Here is a 16,178-nt window from a genome sequence, read left to right as displayed (position 1 = left end):
TTCTCCTTTTATAGGGATAAGGTTTAGGGTTTGTGGTGTATAATGGGGGCTAAAATCCTTAAATTTGGGAGGATGGCATGCCCATTGATTTAGCCGAAGTTACGGGGCAAAAGGCAGCGATGGAGAAAAAGAAACACGAGCCTAAGATCGCAAATGGGTTAGACAAAGACGCTTTTATGAAGCTTTTCTTAGAGCAACTCAAGAACCAAGACCCGACCGCTCCGATGGAAACGGATAAGATCATCAGCCAAACCGCCCAGCTCTCGCAAGTAGAAATGCAAGAGGAAAACAAAAAGGCGATGAAGGAAGTCGCCGATGCGATGCAATCTACTAGGGACACAAACAAATCCTTAAAAGACTTTCAGGGCAAGCTCAAAGAGACTTTAGATCACTTAGATCAGGGCGTGGATAATACCTTAAAAAGCAATTTAGCGATGACACAAGCGAGCGGTTTAAACAGCGTGTCGATGATCGGAAAAATCGCCGAAACCGATGTCAAGGGAATCAATGTTACAAAGGGCAAGGTGGAGTTTTCGCTCTACTTTGACGAGCCCATTAAAAACAGCGAGGGGAATACGGGGGTGCAAATCTTTGATAAGAACAAGCAATTAGTCCGCACCCTTTCGCTCAAAAGCAAGGAAGGGCAAGGGGGGTATGTGCGCTTTGAGTGGGATGGCTTGAATGATCAGGGCAAGCCCGTGGTCCCGGGCACTTACGAAGTCTTTGCTGAATACAATTTAGACCCCAAGAGTAACAAGTATTTACACACGCGTATAGGCAGAGGCGAGGTGCAAAGCGTGGTGTTTGAAAAAGGCAAGCCGATGCTACGCATGGGTGAAATGATTTTGCCGATGGACAGCGCACTCGAGTTTTACGACAGAAACACCACAAGACAAGAGAAAGAGCAAAGAGAAAACGCCGTGCATTTTGTGCCCGAAAAATCCTCCCCCAAACCCCAGAAATACCCCCACACAGGCGACCAAGCCTACAAATTTAAATAATATGCCCAGCCTTGCCAAGACCCCCAAAGCCAGCCAAGCCACCCCAAGCACCGCCCAAGCCTTAAACCCACAAACCCCGCTCAAAAAGCTCCTTGGCGCACAACAACCCCACAGCCCAAGCACACAACGCGCCCTTAAACACCCCCAGTCATACAAATCCCCTAAATGCCCCACACACCGCGCAGACAAGCGCATTAAACCAAACACCCAGCCACGCCCCCAAAGCCCGCATGTGCCCCACACACAAAGCCCCCTAAACACCCCACACACCGCCCAAAATAGCGGGCTAAACCAAGCCAGCAGCCACAGTCCTTTGAGTGCAGTGCAACACAGCACCAACAACCACGGCCCGCTCAATGCACCTAGCCCCTTAAACACCACAGCCCACACTGCACAGGGCACGCGCCCCAATCAAGGCTTTAACCACGCCAGCACCACCAGCACAGCACCGCACACACACCGCCTAAATCCCCTAGAACAAGCTAGCACGCACAGCAACCCCACTTCTAAGAGTTTTGCATGAACGACACCTTACTCAACGCTTATTCGGGCATTAAGACCCACCAGTTTGGCATCGACAGCTTGTCTAACAACATCGCCAACATCAACACCGTGGGTTATCGGGAGAACATCCCTGAGTTTAAATCCCTTTTTTCCGCCCATTTAGACACTTTGGGGGCGACTAATGTCACCGCCGATGATCGTAACTTTGGGGTTACTAAGGGGAGCAACGCCATTTCCGATCGCGATGGCGAGTATATGCCTAGCGATGCTGAGTTCAACATGGCCTATCAGGGGAGTGGCTGGTTCATTGTGGGCCCGAATAAAAACGGGAGCATGGAGATCAACAAGGACGGCTACAAGCAAGCGCAGGAGAATTTTTTCACGAGGGATGGCAACTTTTTAAGGGACGCGGATGGTTACATTGTCAACACGCATGGCTATTATGTCTATGGCGTGGATTTGCATAAGATCAAAAATGGGGTGTTGACAGCAGGCAACCCAAATGAAGAAGCCAAGATTTTAAAAAGCGGGAAGCTTAGCACTTTATACCTGCCCCGAGATGTGCAATACCAGCCTGTGCTAACCACTAAGGTGGACATGAGCATCAATTTAAACGCCAAAAAGCATGTGCGCCCCGCTGAAGAGTATTTTTTAAATAAAGATGGCGAGATCATCAATGAGCGGTTTTTAAACCAAGATGCCAACGCCCTAGCTAATGACGACAACGAGCCACTAGATTTAGCCATGCACCGCAATTTAGAGATCATGATGGTGAAGGGCGACATGGCGCAGGATTTGACTTTTAAATACGGCACGGGCGGACCTGAGAAAAACGAGTTCCACACTTTGGGAGATTTAAAAAATCTCTTAAAAACCAAAGCCCATTTAGACTTGACGATCGCTAAGAGCAAACCCGATCAGCTCAAATCTCCTTTAATGTTGCAAATCAAAAACCCCACAGACCCCGAAGCTACACTCTTTATCGGCGGACCTATGGCAGAAAAGCTGGGTTGGACGGCTAGTGGGATGATTCTCAAAAAAGGCGAAACCCGCGACTCTGTGGGGATCAGAATCCCCTTTTACAGCACCACGGCCGAGATTTACGACAAGGGTGGGGATAAATACTTGCTCAAGAGCGATTTTTTTATGACAAATTCCAAAGACCCCATGGCAAATCCGCCCACGACGGAAAAATGGGATGTGGAAAGCTCCATTTTAGAAATGCGCTCCAAGCTCCCCATCACCCTACAAGGTGTGCGCCAAACGATCACCTTTGACAAAGATGGCAAAATGCAAGCCAAGCCCATTACCTTAAATTTTAAGGGCAACCCTTTAACTTACAATCTTGCCAAGAGCGATGACTACCAGTCCAGCGATGTCCCCTATGAAGACTCCAAGATTTACCAAATCTCGCAAGATGGCAAGCCCAAGGGAATCTTGCAAAACATGCGCATAGACGATGACGGGGTGATCCACTTAGCTTTTAGCAATGGAGCGATTGAAACGATGGGGCGGGTAGGCATTGCCGCCTTTACCAACGATCAGGGTTTGCGTAAAGTGGGGAGCAATCTTTTTGACATCACCAATGCGACAAGGGATGGACGCACCGCCCCCTTAAGCGGGAATCCCATTTTAGGTTGGGATCGCGATGACGGCAAATTGAAATTTGGCAAGATCATGCACAAATACCTAGAGACAAGCAATGTCAACGCTGGGCGGTCTTTAACGAATTTAATTTTAATGCAGAGGGGCTACTCCATGAACGCCAAGGCCTTCACCACGGGCGATGATTTAGTCAAAGAGGCGATCAATTTAAAGAAGTAGGGCATGCTAAATTGTGAAGATTTTTTTTGCAACTACAGCGAAAAAGATTGCCACGAATTGATCCATTGTTTGCTTGAGGGGGAGTACCAAATCCCCCATTTCCAAAGGGATTTTGTGTGGAGCAAAGAGCAAGTTGCCAAATTCATAGATAGTTTGGTGCGGGGCTTTCCTACGGGCAGTTTTGTGTTGTGGCGGACAAAAGAGAGGTTACAGGCTAACCGCAAGATCGGCAATGTGGATATTAGAGAACCCAAAGCAGAGGAGCACATTTCTTATGTCCTAGACGGGCAACAGCGCATGACCGCCCTTTTTGTCGTTTATAAGGGCTTGCAAATTGAAAGGGGGCGTAAGAAAGAACACCACCAAGAGAAAAACACCAAAAAGGACAATCCTAAAGCCAAGCCCCAAAAAATAGACGACTACCAAGAGATCATGTTAAGGCTGGAGGCAGACGAGGATAAAGACTTTTGCTTTGTGCGCGACCCTAAAGCTGAAACTAGCGAAGTGGCGGTGAGTGTCTATGATCTCATCACCCAAAGCATTTTAGAGATACAAGAAAAATACAATTTAAGCCTACAAGAAGCCAAACGCTTTGAGGAGTTTAAAAAGCACATAGAAAAATACCGCTTCCCCATTGTCTCCATCGACAACGCCCCTTTAGAACAAATTGTAGAAATCTTTGCACGGATCAACACGGGGGGGACGAAACTCACCCCTTTTGAGGTGATGTGTGCCAAGTTTTACAGCCCCACAAAAACCGACCCAAACCAAAACATCATAAAACAAGGTTTTGATTTGCAAGAGTGCTTTGAGAATCTCACCGATGATCTGGGGCGTTTGGATTATGCCTTTAACCAGCCTATGGCGGTGTTGCAACTCATTTCGTATTTATTGCGTTCAAATATCCAAGAAAATTTAACTAAAAAAATCTCCATTCCCACCATCTTAAAATTAGAGCCTGAGAAGGTGCAAGAAAAATGGGAGTTTGTCGCTTCTTGTTTTGCCCACGCCGCCCATTTACTCAAACACGATTTAAAAATCCCTTCTTTTGACTTTCTGCCTTCTGTGGGCTCGCTCATGCTCATGGCATATTTTTATGCCCTAAGTAAGCACAAAAGCCCCAATGACAACCAAATCACTAATTTAAAGCGACTTTTCTTTAGAAGTGCCTTTTTTAGCACTAAAACAGATGGGGACACTTTGCTAAAGCAATTAGGTTTAGTGGAGCAGATTTATGAAGAAAAGCCCATTGATTTTAAAAAAGAATTGCCCTTTTACACCATCACCAAAGAGCTTTTAGTCGAAGAAAAAATCAATATTAAGAGCTATTTGCATCGGGGGATTTTATGCGTACTCGCCACTTTAGAGCCTAGAGATTTTGACAATAATACTAAAGTGGTGCTAGACAATCTCTTTTTACAAAACGCCCACAAACGCAACCTGCACCACTTCTTCCCTAAGAAGCATTTAGAAGACATTGCCCCCGAGTGTAACCGCGATGCGATCGCCAACATCACCTTTTTGAGTGCTAAGCTCAACCAAGAGATCAAAGACAAACCCCCAAAAATCTATATCCCCGAGTTTCAAGCCAAGAACCCCCACTTGCAAGACAGTCTCAAAACCCATTTAATCGACATAAGCGACCCTAAAGTACTGGAGAGTTACCAAGACTTCTTAAAGCTACGCGCTACAGCAATTTTAGACAAAATCAAAGAGCTGACTTAGTGGGTTTAAACGCAGAGCAACTGCAAGCCACCAAAGCCCCCCTAGGGGCGAATTTAGTCATCGCCTCGGCGGGCACGGGCAAGACTTCCACCATTGTGGGGCGGATTTTACATTTGCTTGAAAGCGGCGTTGATCCTAAGCAAATCCTCTTACTCACCTTCACCAACAAAGCCAGCCAAGAGATGAAGGCCAGACTTGCTAAGCACACCAGCAAAGCCGCAGACATTGAAGCCGGGACTTTCCATGCCGTCGCTTACCGCTACTTAAAAGCCACTGACCCCACCTTATGCCTCAAGCAACCTAGAGAAATGCAAACTCTGCTCAAAAGCATTTTAGAGCAGGACCACAAAATCAAAGAAGACGATGCCTATGGAGCAAACCATTTATACGACCTGCATTCTTATTACATCAACGCCCAAAGTCAAGAGAGTTTTGCCCAGTGGCTGACACAGCGCAACGCCAAACAAGCCGACTACATTGAGCGTTACGAATGCGCCCTAGAGCTTTTTAACGAACTCAAGCGCGAACAAAACTACCTAGATTACAACGACTTGTTGTTGCGCTACAAGGACACGATGGCAAACAAGCCGCCCGCCTTTATAGAGGTGCTGTGCGATGAGTACCAAGACACTAACCCTTTACAAGATGCGGTTTTAGATGCTTTGCGCCCCCAAAGCTTATTTTGTGTGGGCGATTACGATCAAAGCATTTACGCCTTCAATGGGGCGGACATCTCCATCATCAGCAACTTCGCCACCAAGTACAAACAGGCGCGGGTTTTTACCTTGCAAAAAAACTACCGCTCCAGCCGGGCGATTTTAAGCCTTGCCAATAAAGTGATCGCGAACAATCCGCGTATTTACCCCAAGCAATTAGAAGTGGTGAAGGCCACCAACCCCTCCACCCCCACTTTATTGCAATATAGCGAGCTGTTTGCGCAATACAAGGGCATCGCGGCGCACATCGCCAAGCGCGGAGGGTTTGAAGATGTGGCGATTTTGTTTAGAAACAACTCCAGTGCTGAGGGGTGTGAAGCGGCTTTAAGAGAGCTAGGTGTGCCCTCAAGGCGCAAGGGGGGCGTGGGGTTTTTTGACACCAAAGAAGTGAATTTGCTCTTAGACATCTGCGCTTTTTTAAGTTACTCTAAAGACATGATGGCGACCATGCAGGTTTTAAGTTATGGCAGTGGGATTGGCAGTGCCTTGGCTAAAGACTTGTATTTGGCCCTGCAAACTTTAGGCGATGGGCACAGCGTGCAAGGGCTGTTAAAACCCAACCGTAAAAACCCCTACCCGCAGGTCAAACGCCCCCAAATGGGCTTGTTTGAAGCGATTGTGCCCTTAGCCACGCCCACCCACCAAGTGAGCGATGCCTTTAAAGATCACCCCCTTTTAACCCACCCCAAACTCACCCAAGCGGGCGCTACCTTTTTAGACCAACTCCACACCCTTTGCAAGACTTATCACCCTAGTTTGCCCGCCCAAAACCTAGATCACATTGCCAAATCGGTGTGGTTTACACAAATCGCGCAAAACCTAGCTAGAGAGCGCGCAAAAACCAGGGACGGGCGCATGGATGAGAATTTGTATGAGAGTGCCCTAGCCAAGATCAAGCAAAGAGTTGTTTTGCTCATGCAACTTGCCACAAGTTATAAAAATTTGCGCGACTTTTTGCATGCGATGGTGCTCGGCTCTAAAGAGATGGCAAGTGGCAACGGGGTGCAGCTTTTAAGCGTGCATGCGAGCAAGGGGCTAGAGTTTGGCACGGTGTATGTGATCGACCTGATGGAGGGGCGCTTTCCTAACACCAAACTTGCCAAACAGAGCGGGAGCTTAGAAGAAGAGCGGCGGCTGTTTTATGTGGCCGTTACAAGGGCCAAAGACCACCTTTACCTCTCCTACGCCAAAGAGGATAAAATGAAGAAGATCGTCTATGAGCCTTCGCGGTTTTTGATGGAGGGGGGGCTGTTAAACTCTAAAAATCGTTAAATTTTGGGTAGAATTGGAAGGTCAAATGCTAGGAGAGTTGCATGGAAAAGTTTGTCGATCCGAATTTTTTTATTGTTACCAAAACGAACACCAAGGGAGTGATCACCTATGCAAATAAATACTTTCTCGACATTGTAGCCTGTTCTGAAAGGGAGGTCCTACACAAACCGCACAACATTGTCCGCCACCCTGATATGCCCCGCATTATCTTCAAACTCTTGTGGGACACTATCTCCAAACAGCAAGAAATGTTTGCTTATGTCAAAAATAAAACCTTCGATGAGTGTTTTTATTGGGTTTTTGCTGATGTTACCGCCTCCGTTGATGAACAAGGCAACACCATCGGCTATTATTCCGTGCGGCGCACCCCTAATCGAAAAGCCCTAGACGAGATCATCATCCCCCTTTATGCCCGTTTGCGTGAAGCTGAGAAAGGGGGAGGGATGGATGCGAGCAGACGGCTTTTAGAAGAGACATTGGCCGCACGAAATTGCAGTTACGACAAGTGGGTCAACCAGCTCCAGCGCCTGTAAGGATCAACATGTTGAAATGGTTTGACACGAGCCCGGATGCCTCCTTAGACAAGTTTAAGGAATTTGCCGCTCAGATTCGAAATGGCAATTTGGAGTGCCGCTTAATGGACATTGACGAAGAAAACCCTTATAGCCAAGTCATGCACGATCTAAACGACTTCTTGGATCAAGTCGAAGCGGTGTTTAGAGAAATGGACGCAGGTGTGCAGGCAGCTAAGGAGGGCAAGGATTACCGCAATATCCTTGAAGAGGGCTATCGGGGGGTTTTTAAGCGATATGTCGCCCATATCAAGTCCCATGTAGATGGAATTATTGAGGCGAATAATAGGGAAATCGTGCTGCGTTTGGTCGAGATGGGCGGGGGGCTAAGGGCATTTTAGAGGTGTTGATGGAGGTTGCTAATCGGGTCAAGCAATGCTCAGAGAATAAAGAGCTTGCCCAAAACATTGGACAAAGTTCTTTAAAAAGCCAAAAGGAAATGCAGAGCGTACACGCCGATCTAGACAGATTCAACGCCAATTGTGAAAACACAAATGTGGCGATGGACGGGCTTAAAAGCAATATGGACTTTGTCATGCAGGTGACAAATGTCATCAGCGACATTGCCGATCAGACAAATTTACTTTCTTTAAACGCGGCCATTGAAGCGGCTAGAAGTGGCGAACACGGGCGGGGCTTTGCGGTGGTGGCCGATGAAATCCGTAAATTGGCCGAAAGGGTAGCCAAAGAGGTAAACAGCATCAAAAGCAGCTTTAGCGGATTTGAAGAAGAGATCAATAAACTCGCCGCCGCCTTCGTCGAAGTTACCCGTTTGAGCGCAGGCATCAGCGCGCATTTTGAGGAATTTTTAAAGGTATTGGAGACATTTGTCAACAATAGCCATAAAAGCGTAGACAATAACCAGGGGCTGGAAGTGGGCTTAAACCAAGTGATGCGCCGCATCGAGTGGATTGTGATGAAAATGCATGTTTACCGCAGCGTTTTAACCAACAAGACAGACAACATCGACCTAAATAAAATCCCCCAACAAAATTTAGACCTTGTCAAAGAAGTGATCGAGCACATCAAAGACCACTACGACCCAGAGGAAGTGGACAAAATGGCCGCACGGCTCAAAACTTTAGATGAAGCCCCAATCCCTCAAAAGTAAAGGAATCAGATGAGATATGTTAAAAGTGTGTTAGTGGTTGTGGTGTTTCTAGGAGTTTTTATGGGGGGTTTGAGCTTTGAACGCTTCATTCTAGGCCAACACCATAAAAGAGCAGAGAGCAGCATTAGTTTACAAATTAGAAGCACGCAAACCCTAACCCCTAAGGCTTACAGCGCGCACTTTGTCTTTGGGGCGAGCCAGGCACTTTTAAAAAGCCAAACCCTAAGCCCCGAGCAGGATAAAGCGATCAAAGAGGGCTTTAAAGACATCAACGAGCTCGCCCAAAAGAGTCATTTATGCCAACAAGCCACTTACAGCGTGCACCCCTACTACGCCTTTGGGTCTAAGCAAGAGATCAGTGGGTATAGCTTGCAAGGCGTGATGGATTGCAAAATCCCCGCAGATAAGCTCAAAGCTTACGAGGATCTTAACGATAAAATCTCTCAAGTGGCGATCAAAAATGGGCTTATTTTACCCAGCACCCCTGCCCTTTACCCCCAAATTGAAGAGATCGACTGGAGCGCCTTGCGCCAAGACTTGATTAAAAAAGCCCAAGAACAAGTGAGCTGGATAGGCAAACAACTTAAGCAACAATGCCACATCCAGCACTTAGACTTCTACCCAAACGACACCTCCAACCGTTTTAAAACGCAAGGCACGCCCGCAAAAGAGGATTTTATCTTGACGGCTCGTTTGGCGATCGGGTGTTAGGCTTTGCGGGCTAAAAATGAAAAGAGCAAGTGCTGCACGAAGAGCCGACACTTGAGTGCATAATTACACGCCCGCATGAGATAAGAGAAAGCCTTGAGTTTGCCCTTAAAATAGTCTGTGCTGGCGTGTTGGATTTGTGAAACAAGCTCGTCTACAAACAAGGCGGGGGTTTTCAAAGTTAAGCAAGAAACTTTGTGGGTGTAGTAAGCGTCTATGTAGGTGTCTACGGGCAAGATCCACTGCTCGGGGCAGTTTTCTAAGAGTTTTTGCGCCCCAAGCGGGCTTAAGAGATAGCCTTGAGTCCCCATGCCCCCCATAGGGCTAAAGAGCTGATCAAAGTGGTGTCCCATAGACTTTGTCAAGCGGTGGCGTTTGAAGTAAAGGGCAAAGAGCCGCACCATTTGGGCTTTGTTGCTATAAAGACTCTCCAAACCCAACGCGCATTTTTCAAAGAAGTCAAAGGTGGGGAGCACATCGTCTTCAAGCACAATGATGGGTTTTTGCAATTTCACGCACTCTTGCCACAATAAATAATGGCTGGCAAAGCACCCCAGCTGCCCAAAACTTTGGAAGTTCACACGGCTTTTTAGAGCTAGACGCATGAAGCTTAGGCCCTCTTGAAAATTAGGCAAATGGGGGCTAAAGTCGTTGAATACGGGATGTGTGTGGGCGTGGGTGATGCCCTTATTTTGGTAGTCTGTATGTCCGTGGATCGCGTGAAACACCTCAATGTCAAAGCCCTTGTGTGGGGTCTTTTCTAAGAGATAATTTAAATGCCACAGCAGGGGGGCAATGTCTCTTGCACAGTTTTCTAAATGGATGATGTAAATGGGGATGTTTTCACTCAACGGTCACACTTTTAGCTAAATTGCGGGGCTTATCTACATCAAGCCCCTTAAGTTGCGCCATCTCTAGAGCAAAAAGCTGCAAGAGCACAAGCATGTAAAAAAACTCGTTCATGTAATGCGGGTAGGGGGGTTCTTAAATAAAAAGTGGCGGGTGCGACCTCTAGGGGGCTTAGGGCAAAGATGAGCGAATCGCGGGCACTGAGCTCTTCTACATTGCTTAAGTTCTTAGCAAAGAGCAAGTTTTTAGGCAGCAAGATTGTGCTTAAAAGGGTGCTGTCGGCTAAGGCAATGGGCCCGTGTTTCATTTCTGCGCTTGCGTAGCCTTGCGCGTGCACATAGGCGATCTCTTTAAGCTTGAGCGCGCCTTCTAACACAAGGGGGTAAAACACCCCCCGCCCCATGAAAAAATACCCCTTTAAATCCCGTTTAGCGATCTGTGCGCTCAATTCTTTAATCTGCGGGTGTGCTTTTAGGGCTTCTTGCATGGTTTCTAGGCTAGTGCTTAGGGCTTGTAGGTGGGCTTGTTCCTCTTTGGGCTCTAAAGCCCCCTTAAATGGGCGAGCTCTAAAGCTAAAAGCCACAGCACCAAAACTTGGCTGGCAAAGGCTTTCGTTGAAGCTACGGATCGCTCTAAACCTGCGTGGGTTAAGAGCATGGCATCGACGAGCGCGCCCATGCTCGAGCTTTGGGTGTTGCAAATGCCTAGCGTCTTTAAGCCTAAAGCTTTGGCAAGTTTTAGAGCCTCCAAAGTGTCCGCACTCTCGCCGCTTTGCGAGATCGCCACGAATAACTCGCCCTTTTGGGTGGCAGGGTTGGCATAGCGGTATTCGCTGGCTAACTCCACGTGCACTTTGAGCCCAGTTAAACCCTCAATCAAGTATTTACCCACAAGCCCGGCGTGATAACTTGTCCCGCACGCGCTGATGCTTAGGCTTCCCACGCCCTCTAAGAACCCTTCGGGCAACTCTAAAGCAACGCCTTTGGGGCTTAAACGCCCCAGCAAGGTTAGAACTCTGCCCTGCTCGTAAATTTCCTTTTCCATGAAGGTTTGAAAACCCTCTTTGTCGCCTTGCTGGCTGTTTGTGGGGACTTTGTCTAATTTGCCTAAGTTCTCTAGTTTTAGGGGTTTGTTTGCCTCCAAAACGCCGATTGCCCCATCGGCAAGGCGCACCATGTGGCTAGCCCTACCCACTAAAGCACTGGGCGCGCTGGCTAAATAAATTCCGCTTTCTGCCTGTGCGATGAGTAAGGGGGAGCGTTCTTTGGCATAAAAAATACAAGTGGGGAGTTTGGCGCAAATGAGTAAGATCGCATACGCCCCCTCTAGTTGGGCAATGGTGCTTTTAAAGGCTTTTAGAGCGGTTTTAACGCTGATCGTTGTCTCAAGGCTTAGCGCATCCTCAAATAAATGGGCGATGACCTCACTATCTGTTTGGCTTGAGAACACATGCCCCTTTTTTTGTAGCTGGGTTTTTAAAAGGGCAAAGTTTTCTATGATGCCATTGTGCACCACAGCACTAGAGTGGTAGACATGCGGGTGGGCGTTGGCCTCTGTGGGCTTGCCATGGGTCGCCCAGCGGGTGTGGGCGATCCCCACGCCTAAACCTATAGATTTAAAATGTTGTGCCTTTGCTTGCAAAGCCTGCACCTTGCCGCTCACCTTAAATAAGTGCAAATGGGGGTCATTAGCTTCAAGCACGGCCAGCCCCGCGCTGTCATAGCCTCTGTATTCTAACTCCTCTAGGCCGTGGAGCAACAATGCTTTTTTCTCATTGGGCCCCAAATAGCCCACAATTCCACACATAATCTTCCTTTAAAAAACCAGCATTTCTCTTTTGTATTTGTTTAGGGCGTTGATGGCTTCCTTCAATTCCTCCACCCTTTCGCTAATTTGCGTGTAAAACGCCATGTCTAAAGTGGGCGGGATGTCTAAACTCCCCCGTTTCATTAAAATAAAATCCCCCAAACTCAAATGGGCAATTCTAAGCAACAACTCCACTTCCTCTTTAGCGTTCTCAATGTCTTTAATGATGAGTTCCAAGCGTTCAAACATGCTAACCCCCTAAGCCCAAACTTAACAAGGTGTGTAAATGCAAAACCCCCAAAACCTTATTGTGGGTATCGCACACCACTAAGAGCGAAATTTGGGTTTGCTCGATGAGTTCTAACGCCTCCACCACGAGCATGTCTAAATCTGTCGTGGTTTTGGGGTGCAAGGTGGCGTAGTTTTTGGCCGGGGCGTTTAAATCAAAGTCCTTAGGCTGCAAGAGCGCACGGCGGATGTCGCCATCGCTTAAGACCCCCACCAAATGCCCCCCACTATCTACTAAGAGTGCATTGCCTAGCCCCTTAGCAGTCGCCTCTAGCAGTGCCTCGTGCAAGCAACATTGCGAATCCACTAAAGGTAAATTTGTGGTGCGGTAAATGTCTTTCACCCTTAGGTGCATTTTTTTACCGAGTAAGCCCCCCGGGTGGTTCTTGGCAAAATCCTCTTTTTTAAAGTTTTTATACGCCATCAAGCACACCGCCAAAATGTCGCCCAAAGCTAGGCTTAGGGTGGTTGAAGTCGTGGGGACTAAATTAAACCCGCAAGCTTCTTTGCCAATCTTAAGCTCTAGGTGAAAAGTAGCCCTTTTGGCAAGTGAGCTGTTTTTATGCTTGCTGAGCGCCACCACCCCCGCGCATTGGATGTAACGCAGGGCTTCTAACAGCTCCACACTTTCGCCCCCATAGCTAATGGCTAGAATCGCGTCTTTGGTGCCGACAATCCCCATGTCCCCGTGCACCGCCTCTGTGGGGTGTAAAAACACCGCCTTTGTGCCGGTGCTGGTGAGTGTGGCGGCGATTTTGCGCCCGATATGTGCGCTCTTACCCACGCCCATCACGACCACAAGGGGGGCGTTGCCTAAAAGTTCTACTATGGGTTTTAGGGTGTCTTGGCTTAGGGTGTTCTTGGCGTTTTCTAGGGCTTCAATGGCTAAATCTAGGCTTTGGGTGGCTAGGCGCGCGTAGTCCATTATTGACGCACCTCTTTTTTAAGAAGGGCTTTTTGTAGCACGGGGATTAAAGCCCCATAGCCCTCTTTTTCCATGTCCTCTAGGGGGATAAACCTCAAGGCGGCACTGTTGATACAATAGCGTAGTCCCCCAAGCTCGGCCGGTCCATCCTCAAAGACATGCCCTAAGTGGGCTTTGCCTACGCGGCTTTTCACCTCGGTGCGTAGCATTTGATGGCTCGTGTCCTTAGCATAGCCTACGACTTCTTTATTGATGGGCTTAGAAAAGGCGGGCCACCCACAACCGCTGTCAAACTTATCGGTGGAGAGAAATAAAGGCTCGCCGGTCGTGATGTCCACATAAATGCCCGGCTTGTCTAATTTGTCGTAAGCGTTGTCAAAGGGGCGTTCGGTGTAGCTCTCTTGAGTAACCTTATATTGTAGGTCGGTGAGTTTCTTTTTAAGTTGCTCTTGTGTGGGTTTGTGGTAGTCGTTGGGGTCGATGATCACCTCATCGGCTTTTTTAAGGTCAATGTGGCAATAGCCCCCGGGGTTTTTCTTCAAATAATCTTGGTGGTAGTCCTCCGCCACCACGAAGTTTTTTAAAGGTTCTAGCTCGATTCGCACCTTGTCTTTGTAGTGGCTTTGCAAATGGGCTAGGGCTTTGGCAATGATGGGCTCATCGGCTTTATCGGTGTAGTAAATGCCCGTGCGGTATTGCCGCCCTCTGTCATTGCCCTGTTGGTTTAAACTCGTGGGATCGACCACCTTAAAATAGTAGAGCAAAAGTTTATCTAGGCTGATTTTAGACGGGTCAAACTCCACCTTCACCGTTTCGGCGTGGTCGGTGTTGTGTAGCTCATGGTAGTTTGTTTGATCGCTCTTGCCATTGGCGTAGCCCACTAGAGCGTCCTTCACCCCATAAATGCGCTTGACATACGCCTCTAAGCCCCAAAAGCACCCCCCCGCTAAGTAAATCGTGTGCATTTTAACCTCCACAGCACCCAAAGCCCCCACCAATGCTAAGCCTAAAACCCACGCACGCATCAGCTCACAAACACATGGCTCACAATGGCCGGGTATTTTTTGGTGTGCTTAAACAAGGCTTTTCTTAAGAAGTTGCGGACATTTTCATCAAGGTATTTGTGATTGCCTAAAATGTCTTGGCGTAAAGCTTTGATGTGGAGGCTGAGCGAGCCGTGCAACTCTTTTAAAAACGCCCTTTCTTCTTGCATATTGACAATGCCTAAACTGGTGAGCTTGGAGCTTGGCATTAAATCCTGCCCCTCTTTGGAGATGAACAACACCGCGCTTAAAAGCCCTGCACTGGCGATTTCTTGGCGTTCTTGCACGATCTTTTCCTCAATGCTAGTGTTGTTCGTGTTATCCACGTAGCTTTTGCCGCTCTTAATGCTCTTGGTCTTACGCATAAAATTTGGATTGACCTCCACTTGGTCGCCATCTTCCATTAAGTAAATGTTCTTTTCGGGGATTCCGCAAGAGATCGCCGTCTCCTTGTGCCTAGCGACATGGTTATACTCGCCATGCACGGGTAAAAAGAATTTGGGCTTGATCAAGCGCAGCATGAGCTTTTGTTCCTCTTGGGCGGCGTGTCCGCTCACATGCACATCAAAGGCGTGGTGCACGACTTGCGCGTCCTTTTTCATTAAGAGATTTAAAATGCTAGACACGCTCGCTTCATTGCCCGGGATCGCCTTAGCGGAGATGATGATGAGGTCGCTAGGCTTAATGCTGATGTGGCGGTGCTCGTCTGTGGCCATGCGATAAAGCGCGCTCATGGTCTCACCCTGTGAGCCGGTCGTTACAATAAACACCTCATGGTCGGGGTGCTTTTCCACTTCGTGCGCCTCAATGAAGGTTTTGGAAGGCAAATGGATATAGCCTAGTTCTCTGGCGATGTCTAGGTTTTTCTCCATAGAACGGCCGATCACGGCGACCTTGCGGTTGTGGTTGAGCGCATGCTGGATCGCTTGATACACGCGGTGGATATTTGAAGAGAAGGTGCTCATGATCACCCGCCCTTTGGCGTTTTTAAAGAGATTTTCAAACACGGGCCCCACACTGTTTTCGCTGGGCGTGATCCCGGACTTGTAAGAGTTGGTGCTATCGCTTAAAAGCAGCATCACTCCCTGCTCGCCGTAGTGGGCGAGGCGGTAAAGGTCGGTGGGGATATTATCCACGGGGGTGTGGTCGATCTTAAAATCGCCCGTGTGGATGATCGTGCCGACTTTGGTTTGGATCGCCAACGCGCTTGCATCTATGATGGAGTGTGTGATGTGTATCCACTCCACGACAAACTCCCCGATTTGGATCGGCTGGCGTTTTTGCACGATTTTAAAAAAGCTCTTAAATTTTTTTAGGCCATGTTCGTCAAATTTATTGCCAATCATGCCAAGGCTTAAGGGCGTGCCATAAAGGGGGAATTGCAATTCTTTAAAGAGATAGGGCACGGCCCCGATGTGGTCCTCGTGGGCGTGGGTGATCAAAACACCCACGATTTTATCTTTAATGCTGTGTAGGTAGCTAAAATCGGGGATCAAGATGTCTACGCCATACATGTCCTCGCTAGGAAAGCTCATGCCCACATCGATGATGATGGCTTGGTGCATGGTTTCAATCACCATCATATTCCCCCCGATCTCGCCCAAACCGCCCAAAGGGGTGATTTTCACCCGTGCCTTGACATTCAAATCTAATTTATAGTGGGGGTTGAGGTGGTTGATGTGGATTTTATGGTTGGCCTCCACGCCCTGTTTTAATTCCTTGTGAAAGCCTAAATTCCCCCGCTCATTGACCTTAGTGATGTTCTTCACCCCGTTTTGCTCTTGCATGTGGGGGTGGTTGTTGTTAAGTGCACCTCTGCCCTGCTTAATGCGGT

14 protein-coding genes and 1 pseudogene are annotated in these 16,178 nt (G+C 48.0%); 9 read left to right on the top strand and 6 right to left on the bottom strand.

The window, feature by feature from the left end; all coding sequences use genetic code 11:
• Positions 1–77: 77 nt before the first annotated feature.
• From flgD to QUE23_RS08310, 9 genes are read left to right on the top strand one after another with little or no spacing between them, the layout of a single operon-like run.
• Positions 78–1,001 (top strand): flagellar hook assembly protein FlgD, encoded by a 924-nt coding sequence (gene flgD, locus QUE23_RS08350; protein ID WP_286348571.1) that lies wholly within the window; start codon positions 78–80, stop codon positions 999–1,001.
• A gap of 1 nt (position 1,002) precedes the next feature.
• Positions 1,003–1,524 (top strand): hypothetical protein, encoded by a 522-nt coding sequence (locus QUE23_RS08345; RefSeq protein WP_286348570.1) that lies wholly within the window; start codon positions 1,003–1,005, stop codon positions 1,522–1,524.
• Positions 1,521–3,329, top strand: coding sequence for a flagellar hook-basal body complex protein (locus tag QUE23_RS08340; protein WP_286348569.1), 1,809 nt, complete (start codon positions 1,521–1,523; stop codon positions 3,327–3,329). Before QUE23_RS08345 ends, QUE23_RS08340 begins: the two co-directional genes overlap by 4 nt.
• A gap of 3 nt (positions 3,330–3,332) precedes the next feature.
• Entirely contained in the window at positions 3,333–5,054 is a 1,722-nt protein-coding gene (locus QUE23_RS08335; RefSeq protein WP_286348568.1) for a GmrSD restriction endonuclease domain-containing protein, read from the top strand.
• A complete protein-coding gene (locus QUE23_RS08330; protein ID WP_286348567.1) occupies positions 5,054–7,042 on the top strand; it encodes an ATP-dependent helicase in 1,989 nt (662 codons plus the stop codon). The genes QUE23_RS08335 and QUE23_RS08330 overlap by 1 nt, the downstream gene beginning before the upstream one ends.
• Positions 7,043–7,083: 41 nt before the next feature.
• The gene (locus QUE23_RS08325; protein WP_286348566.1) at positions 7,084–7,575 is read left to right on the top strand and encodes a PAS domain-containing protein; all 492 of its coding nucleotides are present in this window, start codon (positions 7,084–7,086) and stop codon (positions 7,573–7,575) included.
• Positions 7,576–7,583: 8 nt separating this feature from the next.
• Positions 7,584–7,955 (top strand): hypothetical protein, encoded by a 372-nt coding sequence (locus tag QUE23_RS08320; protein WP_286348565.1) that lies wholly within the window; start codon positions 7,584–7,586, stop codon positions 7,953–7,955.
• A gap of 8 nt (positions 7,956–7,963) precedes the next feature.
• Entirely contained in the window at positions 7,964–8,725 is a 762-nt protein-coding gene (locus QUE23_RS08315) for a methyl-accepting chemotaxis protein (RefSeq protein ID WP_353622227.1), read from the top strand.
• Positions 8,726–8,734: 9 nt separating this feature from the next.
• Positions 8,735–9,436, top strand: coding sequence for a hypothetical protein (locus QUE23_RS08310; protein WP_286348564.1), 702 nt, complete (start codon positions 8,735–8,737; stop codon positions 9,434–9,436).
• Here QUE23_RS08310 and QUE23_RS08305 read toward each other — a convergent pair.
• From QUE23_RS08305 to QUE23_RS08280, 6 genes and pseudogenes are all read right to left on the bottom strand, one after another.
• Positions 9,433–10,284 carry a glycosyltransferase family 25 protein gene (locus tag QUE23_RS08305; RefSeq protein ID WP_286348563.1) on the bottom strand — a complete coding sequence of 284 codons (852 nt, stop codon included), beginning with the start codon at positions 10,282–10,284 and terminating at the stop codon, positions 9,433–9,435. The two genes, QUE23_RS08310 and QUE23_RS08305, sit on opposite strands and share 4 nt — an antisense overlap.
• A pseudogene (gene glmS, locus QUE23_RS08300) lies at positions 10,277–12,088 on the bottom strand (glutamine--fructose-6-phosphate transaminase (isomerizing)). Before glmS ends, QUE23_RS08305 begins: the two are co-directional and overlap by 8 nt.
• A gap of 9 nt (positions 12,089–12,097) precedes the next feature.
• On the bottom strand, positions 12,098–12,337 hold the full coding sequence (locus QUE23_RS08295; protein WP_286348562.1) for a DUF2443 family protein: 240 nt from the start codon (positions 12,335–12,337) through the stop codon (positions 12,098–12,100).
• A gap of 1 nt (position 12,338) precedes the next feature.
• Positions 12,339–13,301 (bottom strand): KpsF/GutQ family sugar-phosphate isomerase, encoded by a 963-nt coding sequence (locus QUE23_RS08290; RefSeq protein ID WP_286348561.1) that lies wholly within the window; start codon positions 13,299–13,301, stop codon positions 12,339–12,341.
• Positions 13,301–14,326 (bottom strand): peptide-methionine (R)-S-oxide reductase MsrB, encoded by a 1,026-nt coding sequence (gene msrB / locus QUE23_RS08285; RefSeq protein ID WP_286348560.1) that lies wholly within the window; start codon positions 14,324–14,326, stop codon positions 13,301–13,303. Before msrB ends, QUE23_RS08290 begins: the two co-directional genes overlap by 1 nt.
• Positions 14,326–16,131, bottom strand: coding sequence for a ribonuclease J (locus QUE23_RS08280; protein WP_286348559.1), 1,806 nt, complete (start codon positions 16,129–16,131; stop codon positions 14,326–14,328). Before QUE23_RS08280 ends, msrB begins: the two co-directional genes overlap by 1 nt.
• Between the last annotated feature and the right edge of the window lie 47 nt (positions 16,132–16,178).

The organism is Helicobacter felistomachi, assembly GCF_030296895.1.
Classification (GTDB): domain Bacteria; phylum Campylobacterota; class Campylobacteria; order Campylobacterales; family Helicobacteraceae; genus Helicobacter; species Helicobacter felistomachi.
This window is presented reverse-complemented; position numbering and strand designations above follow the sequence as displayed.